The 19,950-nt window shown below is 59.7% G+C and carries 25 protein-coding genes; 4 read left to right on the forward strand and 21 right to left on the reverse strand.

Features of this window, described 5'->3' with window-relative positions:
• Positions 1-29 precede the first annotated feature (29 nt).
• From B0D78_RS02410 to B0D78_RS02495, 18 genes are read right to left on the reverse strand one after another with little or no spacing between them, the layout of a single operon-like run.
• Positions 30-1,241 carry a hypothetical protein gene (locus B0D78_RS02410; RefSeq protein ID WP_078015387.1) on the reverse strand — a complete coding sequence of 404 codons (1,212 nt, stop codon included), beginning with the start codon at positions 1,239-1,241 and terminating at the stop codon, positions 30-32.
• The gene (locus tag B0D78_RS02415) at positions 1,242-1,529 is read right to left on the reverse strand and encodes a hypothetical protein (RefSeq protein WP_078015388.1); all 288 of its coding nucleotides are present in this window, start codon (positions 1,527-1,529) and stop codon (positions 1,242-1,244) included.
• Positions 1,530-1,541: 12 nt separating this feature from the next.
• Positions 1,542-2,885 carry a hypothetical protein gene (locus B0D78_RS02420; RefSeq protein ID WP_078015389.1) on the reverse strand — a complete coding sequence of 448 codons (1,344 nt, stop codon included), beginning with the start codon at positions 2,883-2,885 and terminating at the stop codon, positions 1,542-1,544.
• 55 nt (positions 2,886-2,940) lie between these two features.
• Entirely contained in the window at positions 2,941-3,366 is a 426-nt protein-coding gene (locus B0D78_RS02425; protein ID WP_078015390.1) for a hypothetical protein, read from the reverse strand.
• Positions 3,347-3,895 (reverse strand): hypothetical protein, encoded by a 549-nt coding sequence (locus B0D78_RS02430; protein WP_078015391.1) that lies wholly within the window; start codon positions 3,893-3,895, stop codon positions 3,347-3,349. The genes B0D78_RS02425 and B0D78_RS02430 overlap by 20 nt, the downstream gene beginning before the upstream one ends.
• A gap of 10 nt (positions 3,896-3,905) precedes the next feature.
• Positions 3,906-5,051 (reverse strand): hypothetical protein, encoded by a 1,146-nt coding sequence (locus B0D78_RS13185; RefSeq protein ID WP_078015392.1) that lies wholly within the window; start codon positions 5,049-5,051, stop codon positions 3,906-3,908.
• Between the two features lie 18 nt (positions 5,052-5,069).
• The gene (locus B0D78_RS02440) at positions 5,070-6,116 is read right to left on the reverse strand and encodes a hypothetical protein (RefSeq protein WP_078015393.1); all 1,047 of its coding nucleotides are present in this window, start codon (positions 6,114-6,116) and stop codon (positions 5,070-5,072) included.
• Positions 6,113-7,630 carry a hypothetical protein gene (locus tag B0D78_RS02445; protein WP_078015394.1) on the reverse strand — a complete coding sequence of 506 codons (1,518 nt, stop codon included), beginning with the start codon at positions 7,628-7,630 and terminating at the stop codon, positions 6,113-6,115. The genes B0D78_RS02440 and B0D78_RS02445 overlap by 4 nt, the downstream gene beginning before the upstream one ends.
• 14 nt (positions 7,631-7,644) lie before the next feature.
• The gene (locus B0D78_RS02450) at positions 7,645-8,106 is read right to left on the reverse strand and encodes a hypothetical protein (protein WP_143521693.1); all 462 of its coding nucleotides are present in this window, start codon (positions 8,104-8,106) and stop codon (positions 7,645-7,647) included.
• Positions 8,103-8,660 carry a hypothetical protein gene (locus B0D78_RS02455; RefSeq protein ID WP_078015396.1) on the reverse strand — a complete coding sequence of 186 codons (558 nt, stop codon included), beginning with the start codon at positions 8,658-8,660 and terminating at the stop codon, positions 8,103-8,105. Before B0D78_RS02455 ends, B0D78_RS02450 begins: the two co-directional genes overlap by 4 nt.
• Complete coding sequence (locus B0D78_RS02460) at positions 8,657-8,986, reverse strand: hypothetical protein (protein ID WP_078015397.1); 330 nt, start codon at positions 8,984-8,986, stop codon at positions 8,657-8,659. Before B0D78_RS02460 ends, B0D78_RS02455 begins: the two co-directional genes overlap by 4 nt.
• Position 8,987: 1 nt before the next feature.
• On the reverse strand, positions 8,988-9,890 hold the full coding sequence (locus B0D78_RS02465; protein ID WP_078015398.1) for an SU10 major capsid protein: 903 nt from the start codon (positions 9,888-9,890) through the stop codon (positions 8,988-8,990).
• A gap of 13 nt (positions 9,891-9,903) precedes the next feature.
• Entirely contained in the window at positions 9,904-11,001 is a 1,098-nt protein-coding gene (locus B0D78_RS02470; protein WP_078015399.1) for a hypothetical protein, read from the reverse strand.
• The gene (locus B0D78_RS02475) at positions 10,994-11,254 is read right to left on the reverse strand and encodes a hypothetical protein (protein WP_078015400.1); all 261 of its coding nucleotides are present in this window, start codon (positions 11,252-11,254) and stop codon (positions 10,994-10,996) included. The genes B0D78_RS02470 and B0D78_RS02475 overlap by 8 nt, the downstream gene beginning before the upstream one ends.
• Entirely contained in the window at positions 11,235-13,148 is a 1,914-nt protein-coding gene (locus tag B0D78_RS02480) for a portal protein (RefSeq protein WP_078015401.1), read from the reverse strand. The genes B0D78_RS02475 and B0D78_RS02480 overlap by 20 nt, the downstream gene beginning before the upstream one ends.
• Positions 13,148-13,582 carry a hypothetical protein gene (locus B0D78_RS02485; RefSeq protein ID WP_078015402.1) on the reverse strand — a complete coding sequence of 145 codons (435 nt, stop codon included), beginning with the start codon at positions 13,580-13,582 and terminating at the stop codon, positions 13,148-13,150. Before B0D78_RS02485 ends, B0D78_RS02480 begins: the two co-directional genes overlap by 1 nt.
• A 12-nt stretch (positions 13,583-13,594) precedes the next feature.
• Positions 13,595-15,061 (reverse strand): phage terminase large subunit, encoded by a 1,467-nt coding sequence (gene terL / locus B0D78_RS02490; protein WP_078015403.1) that lies wholly within the window; start codon positions 15,059-15,061, stop codon positions 13,595-13,597.
• Entirely contained in the window at positions 15,054-15,482 is a 429-nt protein-coding gene (locus B0D78_RS02495) for a terminase small subunit (RefSeq protein WP_143521697.1), read from the reverse strand. The genes terL and B0D78_RS02495 overlap by 8 nt, the downstream gene beginning before the upstream one ends.
• Positions 15,483-15,672: 190 nt before the next feature.
• Here B0D78_RS02495 and B0D78_RS02500 point away from each other — a divergent pair, with 190 nt between their 5' ends.
• The 4 genes from B0D78_RS02500 (at position 15,673) to B0D78_RS02515 (ending at position 18,282) form a co-directional block, all read left to right on the forward strand.
• Positions 15,673-16,212: a hypothetical protein gene (locus B0D78_RS02500; protein ID WP_078015405.1), complete on the forward strand. Its 540-nt coding sequence runs from the start codon at positions 15,673-15,675 to the stop codon at positions 16,210-16,212.
• A 77-nt stretch (positions 16,213-16,289) separates the two neighbouring features.
• Positions 16,290-16,616 (forward strand): hypothetical protein, encoded by a 327-nt coding sequence (locus tag B0D78_RS02505; RefSeq protein WP_078015406.1) that lies wholly within the window; start codon positions 16,290-16,292, stop codon positions 16,614-16,616.
• Positions 16,603-17,136 carry a hypothetical protein gene (locus B0D78_RS02510; protein ID WP_078015407.1) on the forward strand — a complete coding sequence of 178 codons (534 nt, stop codon included), beginning with the start codon at positions 16,603-16,605 and terminating at the stop codon, positions 17,134-17,136. The genes B0D78_RS02505 and B0D78_RS02510 overlap by 14 nt, the downstream gene beginning before the upstream one ends.
• Complete coding sequence (locus B0D78_RS02515) at positions 17,137-18,282, forward strand: HTH domain-containing protein (RefSeq protein WP_078015408.1); 1,146 nt, start codon at positions 17,137-17,139, stop codon at positions 18,280-18,282. It begins immediately after the preceding gene.
• 89 nt (positions 18,283-18,371) lie between these two features.
• Here the strand turns inward: B0D78_RS02515 and B0D78_RS02520 are convergent, their stop codons facing one another.
• Genes B0D78_RS02520 through B0D78_RS02530 form a run of 3 tightly spaced genes read right to left on the reverse strand, consistent with a single transcriptional unit; the run spans position 18,372 to position 19,835 of the window.
• On the reverse strand, positions 18,372-18,821 hold the full coding sequence (locus B0D78_RS02520) for a hypothetical protein (protein ID WP_078015409.1): 450 nt from the start codon (positions 18,819-18,821) through the stop codon (positions 18,372-18,374).
• Positions 18,814-19,299: a methyltransferase domain-containing protein gene (locus tag B0D78_RS02525; protein ID WP_078015410.1), complete on the reverse strand. Its 486-nt coding sequence runs from the start codon at positions 19,297-19,299 to the stop codon at positions 18,814-18,816. The genes B0D78_RS02520 and B0D78_RS02525 overlap by 8 nt, the downstream gene beginning before the upstream one ends.
• Complete coding sequence (locus B0D78_RS02530; protein WP_168169968.1) at positions 19,296-19,835, reverse strand: hypothetical protein; 540 nt, start codon at positions 19,833-19,835, stop codon at positions 19,296-19,298. The genes B0D78_RS02525 and B0D78_RS02530 overlap by 4 nt, the downstream gene beginning before the upstream one ends.
• Positions 19,836-19,950 lie beyond the last annotated feature (115 nt).

Below are 19,950 nucleotides of genomic sequence, written 5' to 3' on the forward strand. Positions count from 1 at the left end.
AAAAGCCGCCTTAATACAGGCGGCTTTATCTATTTCCCCAAGAGATCGCGTTCAATCTCTTCGAGCGTTTTCCCCATCTTCAGCCCTTGGCGTACAAGCTCGTCATACTCCTGCTGCGTGGTCTCCGGATATTTTTCGAGCACGGCCGGAGGAATGCTGTTTCCCTGCCCAGCCTGCGCCGGAGCGGGATTGTACCCGTACAAGGGATTATTGGACAACAGACCCCTGGAATCCACGAGTTGTGGTATTTTGCGCAAATCTCCGAGAAGCTGCTCCACGGCCGCGGGCGACAGCGTTGGGTCGATGCCGCGCACGGCCTGTTCGAACTCGGCCGGCGAGCCGCCGAACATCCCCGCCATCTCTCCGGCTTTCCCCCACGCGTCGCGGATCGCTCTCTGTTCGTCGCGGACAGGGGCGTAAGCGTTCGCACTGCGCTTTTCCGCCGCTTCCAGCGCCATCTCCTGGCGCCGGTTCGCCGCGTTCTGCGCGTAGGCCGTATCCGGCGACACGCCCACCGCGCCGCCGAAGACCGGCGTCGTCTCCCCGGTGTACTTGTCCTGCGACAGCACCACCTGCCGGTTGCCGAGATTGACCGCCTGGTTGTTAAAGCCCGGGTTCAAGTGTTGAATAAAATTGCCCACCGTCTTCGCCCCGTCGGGGTCGTACAAGGCCCGGTTGCCCACGTAATTAAGCGTTCCCTGCCGGTCGTTGTATTGCGGCATGTTCCCGAGCCTGCTCGCCAGCCGGTCGGCGTCCTGCATCTTGAAACGGCTGCCGAACCGCGCTTCCACGAATTTCTGGAAGTTCGGGTCGTTGATCGCTCCCGACTGCGCGCCCCATTTGTAAACGTCGTCGATCGTCGGCGTGCGTCCGCGGATGGCGTTGTTCTGCAACGCCTTGACTGCCGTGCCGACAAGCCCGTCGCCTTCTTGGGGGCGGAACTGTTCCGGCACGCCGCCGAAGGGGTCGGAACCGAAAGCGTTCTGCTGCGGCGCGAATAGCTGGCTTAGCTTCTTCGTTTCCGGCGCGCCCTGGATCGTCAGCGGCGATTCCTGCGGGGCGGCGTACTGCCCGCTTGCCTCGTCGTACAGTTTCTCGAATTCGCCCCAGCGGTTGGCGTTGACGCGCTGCGCCCGCGCCGCCGCGTCGCGGTCGAACATGCCCTTGACCAGCCCCGACAGCGTCGCCGTGGCCAGGTCCGCCCACCACGGCTTGTATTGCCGCTCGAAATAGACAGCCATTTACCAGCTGCCTCCCGAGCGGAAACCGCCGCCCCAGCCCTGCGGCTTGAGCGGGTTCTGTTCCATCAGCTTTTCGGCCCAGTCCTTTTGATCGAGCGCGCTCCCCCAGTACGAACCGGCGCCGTTCAGCAGCGCGCCGCCGACGTTCTGTCCGCCCGCCAGCCCGCCAAGCGCCGAACCGACGCCCGCGCCGACGGGGCCGCCGAGCGTCCGCCCCGCCAGCCCCAGAAGCTGCGGCAAAAACGAACCGAACAGGCCGCCTCCGCCGCCTACCGTATAGACTGCCATATCGAAACACCTCTACTTCCCTTGCTTGACGACTGTGTCGTAATCCTCGCGATTGTCGTAGCTGTTCTGCAGGTCCTTCCAGAACTGATACGCCGGAGCGTACTGCGACATCATCGCCTGGCTCAGCGTTTGCGGCATCGAAGCCGCCTGCTTCATCAGATCAGTGTTTGAGTCAAGCGCTTTGCCGTAGCCTGACATAGCCGTATTGTAGCCGTTGATTGTAGCATTTCGCCCGTTGATAACGTTGTTGTAACCGCTGATTGCGGAGTTGTAGCCGTTGATTGCGTTGCCGTACAGGTTCCCTGCCGCCGTGAAGCCGGCCAGCTGGTCGCTCAGCCCGCTCCTCAGATCGTCGTTCGCCGCCTTGTATCCGCTGATCGCCTTCGCGTAAGTGTCGCCGGCGCCAGCCAGCGTGGAGTTTGTCTGCCCGTAGCCGGACAGTACCGAGTTGTACGCGTTCAGGTAATTTTTTGCATAGGCATCGGCGGCGCTGTCCGCCAGGCCGCCGAGCGACCGGTTCGCCACGCTGCTATTCATTACCCCTCGAGTGGCCAGATCGTTCAAAGCGCTTCCCGTGTTTCGGTTCAGCTCTGAGTTTACCGACCTGTTCAGGTTCTCCGTTACGGCGTCAGGGATGTTCCCCGTTCGCGTGAAATTCAGTACCTCGTCCGCAAGCGTTCCCTGCCGGTCGCCAATGCCCTCGATCTTCCCCGAGAGGTTGGAAATGTTCTGCGTGTTTGGCTTCATCGCCGCCGCCGCTGTTTCCGTCGCCTCCAACGCCCTGTCGCCCACGCCGGAAATTTTGTTCGACAGTCCCGGGATCAACGCGCTTAGTCCGGCGATTTTCTGCGTATAGGGAAGATTCCCGTTCGCCGTGTCGATGATCCTGTCGGCCGTCCCCGTGATTCTGTCCATCAACGGCTGCGTGTTTCGCGACAGCGTGTCGTATTGGTTCAGCGCGTTGGCCGCACGGACACGGTTCGCCAGCCAGTCGGAGCCGAAAGCCGTATCGCTCCAGTTCGTGCCTTGCCCCGCCGACGGGATCCCCGTCTGTCCTGCCGTCCCGCCGCCGGAATTGTAGTTCCACACCGTGGCGATCGAGCCGTCGGCGTTGCGCATGTAAATCGGCGCGCCCTCGTTGTCGCCGCCGTTTTTGTAGCCTTTGACGATTTGCCCGCGGTTGTCGAACGTATATCCCTGCGGAAGACCGTTCGCAAAACTTTGCGAAGGCTTTCCGCGGGAAACCGCGGCGTCCGCGCCGTTCCCCGCGGACGCTCCTCCGGTTTGAGGCACGACAGTACTCATCGGCGCCGCGCCCGTGATCGGCGCGAGCATGTTGTAAATGCTCGTCCGCATATTTTGAAGTTCCGCCGACTCGGGGTCGCGTTTGCGTACCTGAGTCGTGGACGATCTACTGCCCATCCATATCACCTTCCCTTACCCGCGTATTTTCCGGCGTCACCAGAATATAACTATACGTTTTGCCGTCTTCATGTTCCTGTTTGACCAGTTCGCCGCCGAGCACCCGCATGTAAACGCGCGGATCGCGTTTCGTGACGCAGTAGGCGCCGATACAGCCGTGGGATTTCCTCAGCGCTTTCACCATGGCGAAAATGTGCGGGCGCCAGTAACGGCCATCCCCGCACATTTTCGGGATCAGCAGGTATCGCGTTTCGAAATCGAACATCCATGTGAAAAAGCCGTGCTCGCGATTGAACGTTAGTTCTTCGCGGTTGTCCAGTTCGAAACGGCTTTCGTCGCGCGCTTCGTAGATGTTTACCCACGCCCCGAACGACAGGGGCCCCTTGACTGGGGTTTTACATCTCCGGCCAGACAACGGCCTGCACCTGTTCCACCGTTTCGCAACGGCGGATGATGGCGTCGATACCCTGCATGATGCCGTTGACGTTCGCGGAGTAGGCCCGATAGGCCGCGGCGTTGGCGAGGATTCTCTGGCAAAACTGCTCTAACGTCATTGTCTCGCCGCCGACGGCGATACGCCGGTCGTACAGCGCCGTCACGTCCTGCGCGTCTTCGCTCGTCGCGTTGCCCGCGAGGATGTCGGCCGCGCCGTGTTTCTGCACGTCCCAGCTCTCGATCTCGCCGAGCGTGTAGCCCGCCTTCGCCTGAGCGAGCAGGCCGTCGGCGTAGGCGTGGTTCCACGCCGTCTTCGCCGCCTTTGCTTCTTCCAGCGTCGGCGGCTCCGGTTCCGGCTCAATCGCCACTTCGTCGGGATGCGTCATCGCGTAGGCGTGGACGGCAGCATACTCTTCCAGCCACTCGCCCATGTTCGGGCAGTTGTAAGGATAGCCGTTTTTCAAAAACGTGTAGCTGCCGTCGAGATTGCGGATCAAGTTTTCGTACATGCCTTACCTCCTATGCGATGCGCCACCCAAAACCAAAAGTCCATTGAAATGCTACTTTCGTCCCGCCAGCAGCGACGCCAATCGGGGTTACCGTGGAAGTTTTTTGGCCGTTGCAAAAGTACGCCCACGTCCCACCGCTGGGAAGATTGCCGTCGGTAAGGGTTCTAAAGTCTATCCACTGTCCCACACCGGCGGCGGTTTGGGGCTTGGGCGCGCCGCCGAGGCTTGCCAGCGTATACGTCGTGTTCGTGTCCTGCGTTTGGAACGAACCCGTAGTCCCGTTGCCCCTTGTATAGGTCACAGTCCTGCCGCTGACCGACAAACCCTTGATATACGTCGAGTCGATCTGTTGTCCGCGGGAATCCTGCGTGGCCTTGGTGGCGCTGGCGGCGTTGCCGGAGCAGGCGGCGGACGTGCCGCCGTTGGCCGCGGCTGTGATCGTGATGTCCCCAGTGCCGTTGAACAGAACGCCGTTGATTCTTCTGCTCGTCTGTAATTTCGTCGCGCTGGCCGCGTTGCCGGTGATGTTGTCGCCCTCCATGACAAACCTGGTCAGCGGTCCCCACGTGTTTTCGTTATAAGCTTGATGATATACTAAAGGTTTCGACGTATCACCGCGTAAAATTATTCGATTGATTCGACTATTGTTGCGGGACGCTTGGATAATCGATGCATAGCTCATCCCAGCGGAAGAGCCATTAGCAACCCCTTGGGATGTTTGATAAAAACCACTCATCCGTAACGATCCTTCGTTGCTGTTTGTCAGTTCTGTAGGCATAATTTCTCCACAGCCGTTGCACTTCGCCGCCGAGCCTGTGACGTTTATGTCAAGCGACGGCGGCAGTCCGATCGTTACCTTGTCGTTTATGGCATCCGGCGTGACAATGACATTGCTTCCGGGAACTATCTCAAAAGTGTCTTCTTGGTTATTGGCTAAAATCAGCAACGAGCCGACTTTGATTTTCGCGAAGGCGTTTTTGTTCTTTTCCGCGCCGGCCTGAATACCGTCCAACTTGTTCGCGTCGACATTTAGCTTCGCGAACAAGTCCGTGAAAAGAGCCTTGATTTTGATTCCGAAAAAGTTTGTCCGGTCACCGCCCTGCGTCCCCGGCAAAATTTTAGGTTCGTTGTCTCCCCATCCGTATCTGTTAGCCATTGTTTCACCTCGTTTTCATCATTCGGGAACGTACATATAGCCGTTCCCCGGCCAGTCCCAAAAAACGCCCGAAGCACCCGTGAACAGGATTTGCCCCTCCTGACCCGCGCCAACCACCGTTTCTGCCGCCTGCGTCGCCGCCAAGCATTGCGCCGTTGCGGACTGGCAGTTACTTGTCGAGGCCGTTGCCTGCTGCGCAGCGGCATTACATGCAGCCGTCGCGCTTTGGCACGCTCCGGCGGAGCTTGCGGCGTTTTGCGTAGCATTTTGGCAGACCGTGGTCGCTTGCTCCGTCTGTTGTTTTGCTGTTTGGCATAAATCCGCGCTGACTGTCGCAGCGTTAGCCGCGGCATTACAGCTCCCTGCCGCCTGATTGGCCGCGGCGGTCGCAGAATCGCAAGCGCTTGTCGCGGCCGAGCATGCGTCCGTTGTCGACAGGCACGCAGCCGATCTCTGCGCGCAAATATCCGTTTCCGCAACGCAGTTCGCCGTTGCGGAAGAACAAGCCTCCCCGGCGTTACGCGCCTGACCGGCGGCGCTGTTTGCCGCATTCGCCGCGACGTTCGCGGCGTTGACGGCCTCCACTACGCCCGCGGTCGCCTCATTCACGAAGCTTGTTGCTTCCAAACAGGCGGCGGTCGCGGCCTCGCACGCCGCTTTCGCGCCCATAAGCTGACGCGTCAGGCTGACCAGCGCCGCAGAGGGGCCGTCGTCGCCGTTCTCCGCCGCGACGGACAATGCGCCGAGAAAAAACGTATAAACTCCGCCGTCCGTGTCCGACGTGACCTTCGCTTCCAGCGCCAGACGCCCGGAGACGTCGGGCTGTACCGCCACGCGGAAAGAACCGTCGGCGGCGGACTGAATCTCTCCAGCGTACAATGTCGTCTTCTCCCGGTCGGTCGCCGCGACGATTACGGAACACCCCTCGAGATCGACCGTCACCCCTTCCGAATCCTTCAGGACGGCGTCTACGATTACCGTGTCCATCACGGCGACGTGCGCCCCGATCGGGCGCCCCGGTTCGAGATATACCGATACCACAGGGCGCATTACGACCTCACTCACGACACCACCCCCACGGGAACCGTTTCCAGCGTGAAGCGCGTCAGTTGAAACGGCACTCCGGAACTTTCGAAGCATACCTGGACGTACTTGCTTCGCAAAACATTGTGCGTATAGAAATCCTGATAAGTCTGCAAACCGCCCCAAACATAATCCTCATTGTCATAGATGAATCTGGTGTCATCGTAAATGTAGGGCGATTCATCTACCTCGAAAACGACGTTCATCAAGGGCACACCGGCGACGGAAATGCGCAAAGGTTCGTCGGAGACAGCATTCACCAGCAAATTCAACGAATTGGCGGAGATTCCCAGACGTTTGGTCAGGAACTCAGATGCGCCGATGATCTTTTTTGTGCTGAACGAGCACGATACCGGCGACAGATGGGATCCCGCCGCGGAGTCGTAATCCCCGCTCGTCCTGCCGGAAAAGTCGTGCAGATTCGCTCCAATGGCGATATACAAGTTGTCTCGATCCGGTTCCGCCACGTCGCGGACGTCGCCGTAAAATTCCCACATCAGCGCCGGCATGGAGGTTATACCATATTCGTAATATACCGGCAGAAGTGTGTTTTTCCCTGCGGATATCAGCAGGATATTTCGTCCGCGCAGGTTCCAGACGCGAGCCCACGTGTCGATCATTTTGCCTCTTAACCAGGGATTGACCCTCATTAGCGCGTCGCCGGGCGCGATCTCCTCATACCCGTCCGTGCCCTGGAGCAGCCGCATACCCTTGCTTTTTTCCAGATAAAACAGGTAGCCGGCCACGTTGGCCGCTGTATCGCGGTTCACGATCTCTTCGTCGCGGCTGATCTCGACGATCTTCCATTCCGGATACTCGCCGGCCAGGCGGAATGTCGCGCGATCCTTGAAAAAAATCACATTCGTCAACGAGGGCACGGCGGCAACGATGTTCCCGGCAACCTTGTAGCCGATCTGCGTCTCGCAGGGATCGGCGTCCGTCGCGCTGGACGGGATCGTCCAACGGGAAGCGTCGCCGACGGCCGAGCCGCGCAGCATGTCGGAATCGCTCTCGAAACAGAACAGCCGCCCCGCGCGGGCATACAGCCCTACGGCATGGGCCGGCGAATCCGTCACCGTCGTCAGCGCGGAACCGTCATATTTCTGCAGCTTGCCGCCCGAGGCGATGAAGACGTCCGTGCCGAACACACAAAACTGCGGACGGACCGCTCCGGTCAGCGTGCCGATCTGCGTTGTCGTCCCCACAGCTCCGGCAGGAGCCGGAGCGTATTTGTACAGCACGCCGCCGGCAACTGTCAGCAATACGCCGGAATGCCAGAACAGCGCGTCGATCGGCGCGTCGAACGTATGGAGCGGTAGCCCCACTCCAGCACGCGTCCTCAGTCGCCCCGGCTGCGAACTGTAGGTCATGTTCTTGCATTCCGCCAATTCGTTCTGCGCAATATTCTCCGGAGCCGTCCGCAGGTTCAGCCCGCCGGAAAAATCGCTGAAATCGAGGATCGTCCCCTCGACTGCGTGTTTCGATGCCCGTCGCACGGGGCTCACCTCCTTTAGCCTTTCGGCAGCAACGTACCGATCGCGTCGATCATCGCTTTCTCCGACGACGTGTCGAACTCGTCGCGGTTCAGCAGCAGCGACGCCGCCACTGTGACAATCACGTCGAAATAGTCGTCGCTGTAAGGGATTTTGTCTTCCAGCAGCGAAACGCCCTCGCGCGTACAGAAATACCGGATCTCAACAGGAATGTTCCCCGTTGACGTTCGCAGCACCGCCCCCTCGCGCCAGACGGGGAACTGCCCGACAAAACTATGAAAGCCCTTCGGCGCCGCCGAATAATCGACGACCGGCTCCGACGCGATCATCTCCGGCGCCCGGCGGGCGATCAGAGTCAATCCCAGGAAACGGCACGCCGTGTCGATGTTATTGATAATCTCTTCGCTCGTGTAATTTACCGCCAGCACATCGTTGACGCGCTGGCGGATCACATCTACGGCTTGAGTTACATATCTCATTGCGGGACGTACCCCCCCCACAACCGCGGCTCCGCGGCGTTTTCCCAGCGCTGCGCCTTGCCCGCCTGCGCCGTCCTGTCGGAGACCGCCTGCGCCGTCTCGAAATCGCCCTTGAGCAAAGACGCTGTCATGCGCGCCAGCGGCAGTAGCAGCGTCTCCGGCGCGTCGATCTCGTCGCCGACCGCCGTCAGCCGCGCCGGGCGGTAGCGATAGACCAGCGTCACCGGCGACTCGGGCGAGACGATCTCGCTGTTCTCGAAACGGAATTCGCCGCGGAACGGGCCCGTCTCGTAATTCGATTCCAGCGGCACGCCGCGGGGACCCAGTACCGAGACCACCGAGCGAAAATCTTCCGGCAGCGCGGCGCGCCAATCCGACAGCTCCAGTTCTGCCGACTTAACCAGCAGCGGCGAGAAACACTCGTCGCAGCTCGTCACCAGCAGATCGAGCGACGACTGCAGCGCCGTCATCACCTCGTAGTCGCTGTACGTCGTGTGCCCGGCGTCGCCTACGTTGTAACGCGCCATCTGACAGACTTGAGACGCCGCGATCATGCGTACACCCTCCAGTGCGGATAGCGCTGCACCAGCCGATGCAGCGCCCGCTTATCGTTTTTGTTCACGCTCCATGCCAGCGCGTCCGGGTCGCCCGCCATCAGCAGGGCGTCGAACTCGTCGACGGGGATCGAGTAGCGGAACTGCGCGAGGGCCGATCCGCGTTTGTTGCGGATCAACCCCCGCGTGCCGCCCAGCGCCGTCCTCAGTTCGTGACAGCGACGACGGTACGCGTCATCGTCGATGACCTTGGTGATCGTGCACTCGTCGCCGCTTTTGATGCGCAGGAACGTCCGGACGGCGTCGTCGATTTCCAGCGCGCCCATACTAAGGAGCCGTCGGCAGCACGCCGTCAAGATCGGTGATGCGGGCGCTGGCCTTTTCGGCGCGTACCTCCATCGTGATCTCGCCGACGATGACCTGTTCCGTCGCGTCTTTGGTCTTGGGTAGCTCTTTCTTGCCGAACGGGCGCAGCGGTACCATGCCAAGATACTGCGTAGACAACACGTAGACGTCCGAGTTCGGCAGCCAGCGGTCGGTGATAACGCGCTGCGTGCCGAAGTCGCCCTCGAATACGTCGATCGTGGCGATCATCTTCTTGCTCTCGGCCTTCTGGCTGCGCTCCGTGGAAAGCGGCAGCAGCAGCGACAGCACGCGCTTGTTGCGGGGAGACGCCACGATTACGTCGGGATCGCCGCCGCACTCGTACACCCGTTCCAGCGCGTCGTTCAGCAGCTCGTACGTGAGCGGGCGCGCCGTGCCGTTGTTCTTGAACACGTTCGTGCTGATGTAGTACGGCAGGCCGGCCATGCGGCGCGCCGTGGCGCTGTTGCCGAGCACCTTTTTGCTGCTGCGGATGATGGCGCGCTCCTGGTCGAGAGCCAGAACTTTCATGGCCTTCTGCATCTCGTAGGCCAATTTGTTGCTCATGTTGTAGCGTTTCACCGCGAGATTCGTGTCGGTGACACCGAAACCCTTGTGGAAAATCTGGCAGACGTTGTCCTTGATCGTCGTCTCGCCGGGGTTCTCGACGTTGAACGTCTCGCCTTCCACGTGCGCGTTGTCGATCGGCTTGGGCAGCTCATCCTCTTCCCAGTGATGGACGACCTGCGTCGCCTTCCCCGCCGAACCGATCCGGTTCAGGATCGGCGCGTCGCTGGGCGAGATGATCGTGATCAGCTTACCCAGATCGAAAGTTTTTCCCGTCGCGTTGTACTGCGTAAGTGCCATATGTTATGTCCTCCTAGTTTTTGAAAAACGCGTCCTGAAGCATGCGCACCTGGTCTTTCTGACTGGCGCGCGCGAAATCCTTTTCCCCCCAGGACATCCCGGCCCCGGCGTCGCCGCCGCTGCCCCCGATCACCTTGGGCGGAGCCTCCGCCGCTTTCTTCGCCGGCGGCTGCGCAGGCGCGGCCGGCTGCTTCGACGCCCTGTAACGGTCGGCGAAGCCTTTGTACACCGCCTTGATGCGTGCCGCGTCGCCCGACTGCAGTTCCGCCATCGTCTGCATGACACTCTGATACGGCATCTTTTGCATCTCCGCCATGGCGTAGCGGTCGATCAGCGCGAAATCCGCGCCGTACTCCCGCTGCAGATCGCCCATCAGACCGCCGTACATCTGCTGCGTCTGCGCCGCCTGCGCCTGTCGCATACTCTCTGCCTGCGCGCGCTGAAACTCCATCTGCTGTAGCTCGCCAGTCACCCGCGCCACCATGATCTGATGGTCGACGTTGAAATCGTCCAGGCTCGTCACGCCAAGACGGCGCATTGCCTCGGCCTTGACCTGAGCGTTGAAGTCAGGCGCTTTCGGCTGTGCCGGCGCCTGCGGCTGAGGCCCCGCCTGCTGAGCCTTGAGCACATTCTCGCGAAACTGCCGCAACTGCTTCAGTTCGTCGAGCTGCGGCTGAATCGTGTCGCGGTAGTACTGCATGTCTCGCTCGTGGACGATCCGCGCCGCCTGCGGCAGACGGGAAGCGTCTACCTCGTCGGGCGTGAGAAGAAGAAATTCCTCGGGCGTATATTCGTTCCCGGTTTCGCCTTTCGGTGCAGCCGCTGCGGGATCTTCACCCGCCGCTTTTTCGCCTTCGGGCGCCCCTTCCGGCTGCTTCCCTTCGCCGTCAGCTCCGTCACCGTCTGCGGGAGTTCCATCTTTTTCTTCTTCGTCTTTTCCCCCTTCGATCCCGCCTTCATCTTCCGGCTCGTCCTCGATCTCTCCGAAAAAAGACGCGCGCAGGACTTCCTGCTGCTCCTCGTCGCTCAGCTCGTCGAAGCCGCGGTTGTCCACCTGCGGCTGCGCTTCTTGCTGTTCCGCGCCCTGCGTTACCACGTTGTCGTTATCCATTGTTTTCCGCTCCCTTCAATTCTTTCTCTGCAACCAGTCCGTCGCCGACGGCGGACTGAAGAAACGCCTTGAACATCTTGATCGTCACGGCAACATAGGCCAGTGCTTCTTTCGCAGCCCTATCGTCCCTCTGTGTCGCCTGCCAGAGACGATCTTTCATGTCGTTCTCGAAGTCATCAAAAAAGGACAGACAGGTCTTCGCCTGCTGTCCTCTCAACGCCTGCTGCTCTAACTTACCCCTGTCCAAATCCACCTTGGGGAACACCTCCCTGTAACATCTGCATGGCCGCGGCCGCGCCGGCCTGAACACCGGCATTCCCCGCCACCTGCGGAGCCGCCAGCATCGGAGCCGGCGCGGCCTGCTGCATCATCATCTGCTGCTGCATTTGCTGCTGCTGGATCTCCTCCGGCGTGCGCAGGAACGTGCGCGCGTCCTTCCACCCCAGCAGCTCCAAGAGCCGGATCGCCGCCCGGGAGAAATCCGCGGGCCCCGCGATCCCCAGCTGCATGGCGAACGGGTACACCTCGCGAAGGTAGCTCGTCAGCGAGTTGACCTTCTGCTCCTTTTCGCCCAGCCCCACGTCCGAATTGACGACGATGTCGAAATTGCCGTCGAGGTCGTCCGGCTGAATCGTCAGCGCACGGTCGAGCAGCCTCACCACCTGCGCCTGGTCGATATACGTCTGGTTCAGGCGGATCAGGAAACGGTTCAGTTCGCTCACGCCCGTCTCCGCGAAAATCTTGATGATGTGGTTGATCCTCTGCGCCGAGGATTTCATGATCAGCGAAATCCCCGTCGCCGTCTTGTTCAGCGTGTTCGCGTCCGTGCCCTGGTTGTAGCGCGTGCGCCCCGTCCATTCCTCCTCGACGCCGCGGAAATACTCGATGAACTGCATCGTCCACGGCGCCAGCGGCGCGGAAGGAAACGCCGTCGCCACGCTGCGCGGATCGTCCTTGCAGCGGATCATCATCTTGTCTTTTGTTAAATCCTCGATGTTGACCATGTTCTCGTTGACGAAATAGCGCGGCGTGTTGTTGGTGCTGATGTTGAGCAGTATCTGGCGCACGAAAGCAATACGCAGCGCCTGCAACTCGCCCTCGATGTCCGCCATCGACGACTGCGACAGCACACGCGACGAGTCATGCTGCGCCGACAACACGAAAAACGGCAGCCGCCCCAGTGGGTTCAGCTCCACGCGCAGCAGATGGTCGTTCGCCAGCGTCACGATCAAATCCTCGAGCACGCCGTCGCCGTTGACGTCGTGTTTGACATAGCACTCGAATATCTCCACGCGACGGCGGGCGGCATCGTCCTCCTGCGCCGGGAACATCTCCAGATCGGGGTTCAGCACCTGGTCCGCCATCTCGTAGTCGACTGCGCCGCCCTCGTCTACCGCCATCTGGGCCTCGTCCCGGTCGTACACGCCTTCCCTCGCGCCGCGCAGCAGCACGTCGCCCGTAACGATTTGACGCTGCGCCACGAACAGCGACTCCTCCATACGGCGCGCTTCCGGCAGCCAGCGCATGTCAAAAGGACTGACATGATCCAGCACCGGCCGATTGTCCGTCGTCACCATGCGCCGCAGCGTCACCTGACAGTCGCCGTAAAAATCCGGCGCTCCGACGTCCAGCAGCTCGACGCCCGGCGTCTGCGCCATTCCCATCAGCCGGTCCTGCGGCACCGTCACCGTCTCCTCGCGCGGCTGGGATACCCGCGACCACCAGCATTTCAGCACACCCAGATCGTAGACGAGCGTGTCCTCAAACCAGCTGGAAAACAACATAAATCCTTTGTTGCCCTGTTCCAGCTGCCATTTGATCAGCTCTTCCATCACTTGAGCGTTTTCAGCGTCGCCCTGCCCCTGCCCGACGATGGAGATGACCTTCGTCGTGCCGAAAAACGAGTCGAGCGCCTGCGACAGCGCCCATTGCACCCAGGCGTAAAAATCGTGGCTCGTGTAGTCGGAGAACCCCAGGCGGGGGAACATCTTTTTGTACAGCTCCTTGTCCGCCTGGTAGATCTCCCGCCGCCTCAGCAGCAGCGGCTCCGTCGTCTGCCGGTAAAAATCCTCCGCTCTGGCGAGGTCGCGCAGGGCGACCATACGCACCCGCTCCCGCGCCTCGGCGGAGAGCTTGAGCGCCGCCATTACTGCACCGTGACCGCGATCGTCGCGCTGCCGGCGCCGCTCGTGCAGGCCAGATTCGTCGATCCGGCCGCCAGCGCTTTGACGGTGATCACCCTCGTATCGTCGGGGTTTACCATCATCGCCGCATAGGTGGGGCCGCTGTTGGTCCAGCCGGTCGCCGCCGTGCTCTCGGCGGGTTCGTGTTTGCCCGTCAGCGTCACCTCATCGCCGACTTTGAGCGTCAGCGTCCCCGAGACCGTGTTTCCGTTTTCATCAGTCACCGTTACGCCCGTGACCACAATGCCCTCCTGCGCCTTTTTGACCGCCGCCACCAGATGAGGAATCAGCTGCACGTCGTGGCCTCTTGCCACCTGGCGCAGATCGTCCTCCGTGAGCGTCTCCGCCATCGCCGGAATGCCCTCGTACCCCTCGCGCGTGATCTCCAGATTCACCATACGTACTACCTCCTACATTGACCCGAATGCCGGGATTTCGATATCCGCCCGCGCGAAGCCGGCAACCGGCGCGCTGGCGATCTGCTCCGCATATGCGAGAGCGTCTATGAGATCATCGTGCTGCCCAGTGGGGAAGGCGAGCAGCTCGCCCTCCATCTCCTGGAGCCACGGCGCGCCCACGGGGAACCACACGCCCCCGACGGCGAACCGCGGCTGCAGCACGTCGATTCTTTGTTCCTTTTTCGCGCCCGCGATCAGGGGCTTGATCGTAAAAAACACGTTGCGGCGCGGCATCTCCTTTTGCAGGAACGCCAGCATCGCCGCCTGATACTGCACCTTCTCGATGCCGACCGAGATCGGCCGCCATTTTTGCACCAGCCGGAAAATCTCGTCCATGTGCTCCACCGGCGTCACCCGGCCGTACCAGCAGTCGAGCACCTGCCACATCCCCTCCGGCGTCACGCCGACCACGCAGCACACCGAGTAGTCGGCGCTGGCCGCCTTGCTCGACGCCAGATCCACCGTCATGTAGACGCTCAGCTCGTCGCGCCGCAGTGTGCGCGGGTCATAGTAGCGGAACATCTCGCGCCGGAACCGCTGCTGCTCAGGGCTGCGCGCCTCGCACAGCATCTCTCGGTACCAGACGTCCGACATACCTTTGCGCGCGAACGCCTCTTTCTGCTCGAGGATCGACTCGACGGGATACCGCGCCGGCCACGACGAGCGCCACTCCCCGGCGTCGTCCTGCGTCATTTTCGGCACACGCTCCGCCTCGAATCCCCAGACGTCGGCGTCTTTGATCATCCGCTCGATAATGCTGCGCTCGCCGAGGTTATTGCCGATCATGAAAATCCGCGACTCATGCCCGAGGAAATAGATGTCGGACATGAACCATTTCCAGTCGCTCTCGCAGACCGTCTCACTGCTTACGTCATCCAAATCCTGGATGTCGTCGCAGACAATCAGGTCCGGCCGTTTCGCGCCCCACGACAGGCCGCGGATGGCGCCGCCCTTGCCGAACGCCGCGAGGCGCACCTGCAGCCCCGACCTGTACCGCACCTGGAACGCGTTGCCGCTGTCCTCGAGGATATCCGGCAGCCCGTCCGCCTGCATCATCAGCTCCGGGCGCGCCTGCCACTCTCGCGATGTCTCCCGCAGCAGCGCTGCCGCCAGCTCTTTCGTGGCGCGGATGATAACGATAAAACTGCGCTCGGGGCTCGGAAACGTCAAAGCGTGAAGCAGGTTTGCCCGCAGCGCGATCTGCGTTTTAGCGCTCTCGCGGAACGCCTCGATGGCAACATTTTTATCGCTGTGCAGAATGATATTGCTCCATCTATGATGGGCCTCCATCGGCGCGACGTCTCCCGGCGACGCCAGCAGCGCCGAGCGGAACGCCACCAGCGAGTCGCGGCTGACCGCCAGACGCGCCGCAAGCTCGATCTCGCGCTGTGCCGGCGGCAAAGACTTGAGGTCATCCATTTTTGATCTCCTGCGCGATCTGCCGCGCCCGCCGCGCCGCTTCCGCCGTCATCTCCGCCCCCAGCACCAGCAGGGGGCCGCCATCAGGGCCGGACGCCCGGACAGTATCGATAAAATCTGCCTCGGATTTGCCCAGCAGCTCCGAGGCTTTGAGCCGGTCCTTCATCTCCACGCGCTCGTCCCGCATCGTCGCCGTCCAAAACGACTGGCGCTCCTCGCGCGTCGCGATAAGAGAGCCGCGGCGTTTCGTTTCGCGAGCTCTGATGGCTGCTGCGATCAGAGGTTTAAAGAGGTTTTCCGACCCTATGCGCTGCGCTGTCCTCGCCGAATACCCCGCCGCCAGCGCCGCCGCCGTGGCGTTGCCGTCATAGGCGTCGACAAACCGCCGCTGCTTCGCCGTCAATTTTTTATCGTCCGCCACGCAAATCACCTCGCTTCCAAATAATCTGAATATTTCGTCTTTATTTTTCAAGCCATTAAAAACGGCTCAAACTATTGCAATAGCTGAATCTACGCAATTTATTTTGCCCCCTTGACATGCTACGCTAGCGTAGTATAATGGGGCCAGAACAAAAAACGAGCCGCTGCGGCTCGAAAAATAGGAGGAAAAAATGAAAAATTACCGCCTTTGGATTAACGGCACGGATTGGGGGTTTTGGCAGGCCGCTTCTGAAATCGACGTCTTCGACGCCGTGGCCCGCGAAGCGGGATACGAGAGTCACGCCGATTTCGAGCGCCAGCGGCTCGACGAAGCCGCGCAAAACAACCATTATCGCGACTGGGACGAGTGGGGCGCCGCCGGTCCCGAAGCGCTGCGTCCCGACCCGGAAAAGTTTTTGGACGATGTATACGATATCGTCGAGGTCATGCCCGACGGCCCCGTCTATGCATACGACGACCCGGACTCCTGCGGCATCTACGTGGGAGTAGAATCCGGCGACGTCTCTGCAGTGGGCTGGAGAGACGTCGTTGATTACGGCCCCGCCACGCCGGAAAATGTAAAAAAGGCTGTCAGAGACACTATCCAGGCCCAGCTCGGGTGGGCCCGCGAATGGGAGGACGACCACGAGAATTGGGTCGGATACAACGGCCCGAATGTCGAAGAACTCCAGCGGCGCTGGGAAGCTCTCTTCCCAGAGGAGGAAATGTAATACTCGCGGGGTTCCGTTCGAATGACGGGGGGCAGCTCATGCCGCCCCCCAAAATAAAAAGAAAGGTGGACAATTGAATGAAATACGAAGTAAAATTGAATGATTTGCGCACCGACACCGACGACGCGGGGATGTCCTACCCCGTGACCGCGCAGGAATTTTTGCGGGCCGAACCCGGCGTCTATCGGGGTAATTGCGAGGACGGATATGTCGTCCTCGAATCGGGGAAAATTTTAACCCCCTGCGGCGTCGGCCGGTTTTACGACTCCGAAACAAAATCGGAGTACAGGGAAATTTTTATTGGCGACGTCACCGTGTATTACGACACGAACGACGCGGCCGCGATTGAATTTGAATCCGCCGACAGCTATGGGACGGGGAAATTTATCCATGTCCCAAACTGATTTTATCGGCACTGCCGAAGCGGCGGCGATCCTCGCCGCCCGCTTCGGCCATTATTCCGCCGCAACCCTGCGACAGCTCTGCATCCGTCATGCCGTCCCCGGCGCTCAAAAAATCGGCCGGGATTGGATGATCCCCGTTGAATGGATCAAAAACTACACCCCCAAAAGAAAGGATGCAGTAAAGATGCTTTCTCTAACAAACCTCACCCAGCAGGAGTCCGGAATTATTGTCTATGATAATTCGGTTATCGTCGTCAACTGGTGGGTGCAATGCCCACAAGGACTGCCGCGAGTATTCGCGGGAACTATCATCGGGATCCCCGATCCCGATGCGACGCCGTCAGACGCCGTCCATGTCGACGACATTCGCGAAATTTTGCCCGATCCCGAAGATATGGACGTGGTTTACGACTATAACGATGACATTCCCGAACTGTACGCCGACAATGCCGAAATCACGTCCGGACGCGCCTGGACGATCGGCGACGTTGTAGTCATAGCCCCGGACGGCTGGTGTTAAATGGCTGACACGATTGCGGCTGATCTGCGCGCTTTGCTGGTCAGCTGCTCCGAAACCCCGCCGCGGGCTATTTTGAGGGGCGACCACGAAATTTTGGCGTCAATAGACGCCGAATTGCGAAAAAAAGGCATCCTAGGGCAAGTCGCCTACAATCAAATTGTTTTTACCGGCTCGGCGGCGCTTGACGTCATGCTGGCCGCGGGGCTTACGCTCCGCCATTACGTAATGCGGGACCATCTCGGCGCAGACCGCGCGTATAAAATCGCCGACGACACGATCACTTTTTGCTCAGGACACCCGTGCAAGCGTTTTTTACCGCTGTCCGGCAGCCGGACTGTGAAAATCGCCGAGTTGCAGGAACAGCGCAAACAGCGGATCGAGACAAAAAAAATCGCCGCCAAGATCAGCATTTCTGAAAAAACTTTGAGAAACGCCATCAAAGACCTCGAAAACAAAGGTTTTTGCATGGCAAAAGGCCCGGCACTTGGGACGAAGCCCCACGCTCCAATCCTCGACCCCGCCACGGAATGGGGAAGTTATCTTTTAGGCGTGCTTTGGGCGGGGACGTCCTTCGCGCCCAGCGCGCGAGTGACAAGCGTCGTCGTAGGCTGTAAATACAAAGACACCTTATGTAATCTCGCAAAGGGGTTTGCGCTCGATGCGGTTATGGACAGACCGCACGGTGGGTATTACAAACTCAGGATACATAAACAAAAAGATGTCGAACACATCACACGCGAAGCTTCGCGCGTCGGTATCGATTTTTCGGCGCCTTTTTATTCGCGCGGCGTGCCGAAAATCAAATTCCGCTTTGCTGAGTTTTTGCAGGGCTACGCCGAAATGCACGGCTGGTCCGGCGAAAACGTCAACCGCCGGCAGGGCACTTCAGCCTATTATTTCTGCCTGTCGGGAGCGCAAGAACTGCTCGAATACATTTCCCGCGTCCTGCATGACAAAACAGGATGCCGGCTAAGAACACGATTCGTCCTGGGGAGAGACGACACAACGCCCCATATACGCTGGGCGAGCGAGGACACGGCGAAAATCATCTCATTTCTCGACAGCCCCCTTCCCCACAGCGCGACTTTCCGGCGCCGTTTACACGAAACGAACGCCGACAACAAATTCATGAATGAACAACAATAAAGGCGGGGCCTTCGCGGCCTCGCCTTTGTCGTTATTCTTTTTCCCCGTAATTCCCAGTCTACATCATATCACGTCAAGACTATGACATTCTATGACATCTTTTCTTTTTGCGCCTGATAAACCATATTCGCTTCTTTCAGCGCCAACACGTGCATCCGATTGACGTGCCTCCACGTGTAGCCCAGCTCGACCGCGATTTTTTCAAACGGCCACAGATTGAGATACCGCATCTGTAAAATCACCGCTAATTTTGGCGAGGGGACGTCATGAATGATCCCCGTCACCCGATCCAGCGCCGCCCGCCATTGCGCGACCTCCGCCTCGATTTTGGCCTCGCAATCCGCAATCGCGCATGCCGCGTCCTCCAGCGCGCTGTGCTCCTCCCCGCCGTGGACCGTCTGCCGGTCGTACTCCAAGCCTCGGACGCCTTCCGCCTTGGCCCGCAGCCACGCCAAACGTTCGAGATCGGCGTCTAGCCTCTTCTGCGTCCACCAGACCGACCGCAGCACGCGCTTGATCTCACTTAGATCGTTAGTCATTTAAGTCTCCCTTGAAAAACACCGACCAGATCGTCTCGTGCTTGCCGCGCCGTCGGCGATGCCCGAACAGCGGCTTGTAAGGCAGCGCCAGCTGAAGCACGTCGTCGAACGGAATCTGCACGTCCGACCACTTGAAAACCAACGTGCCGCAGGGCTTAAGCACTCTAAAACACTCTTCAAAGCCGGCACGCAGGTCCTCGCGCCATGTCGGCAGCAGCACGCCGTATTTTTTCGCCGTCCATGAGTCCGCACCCAGCTGCGACATGTGCGGCGGGTCGAAAAAAACCAGATAAAAACTTTCGTCGGGAAACGGCATGTGCCGAAAATCGCCCACGACGTCCGGCGATACAACGAGCTTTCGCCCGTCGCACAGTGTCTCGTCGGCCTGGCGGTTATCCATAAACACGGCCAGCGGGTTGTTTTTATCATGCCACGCCATGCGGCTGCCGCAGCAGGCGTCGAGAATTTTCAAAGTCATCGCCCCAATCCGTAAAATATTTCGATCTGCCGTTTTTCGATTGCCTTGCAGACCGCCTCTTTCAGCTCGCTGACCTTTTCGCCGTCTTCGATCCACTCCCACGGCGCGTGGAACACCAGCCAGCCCCGGGTGGCGTAGCCGTTCCCCTTTTCCATGTCTTTGAGCACGCTTCCCGGCCGGTTGTGCCGCCCCAACGTCCACGTACCGCCGTCAATTTCGACCGCGACTTTTACCCTGGGAAAGGCAATGTCTGCGCGCCACCTACGCTCCGGCGCGGCGAACGCGAATTCCAATTCAAACGATTCGTCAGTGTTTTTCGAGATCGACTTGGCAAAATCATTTTTCAGAATTTCACGAATTTTATTTTTAATTTTAATCACTTCCTTGCCGAGTTTATTTTTCCCCATCCTGATGCTGATGCAATGATGCCCCCCCCTAAAGGGGGGGGGGCAATTTGCATCAGCAGAAACAGGCTTTGGGCGCGATGCAAGTTTACTCAAAATCAATTTTGCATCAATTGCATCACGGATCGTCAACCATTGATTTTGCTGACTTTTACTGATGCATTTTTTTGAAAACATTTTGCATCAAAATTGCCGAGTTCATTTTTTTAGGCGAGTTTAGTTTTTTTGCTGATGCAAAAATTTTTGC

The sequence above is a fragment of the Pyramidobacter sp. C12-8 genome (genome assembly GCF_002007215.1).
Lineage (GTDB): Bacteria > Synergistota > Synergistia > Synergistales > Dethiosulfovibrionaceae > Pyramidobacter.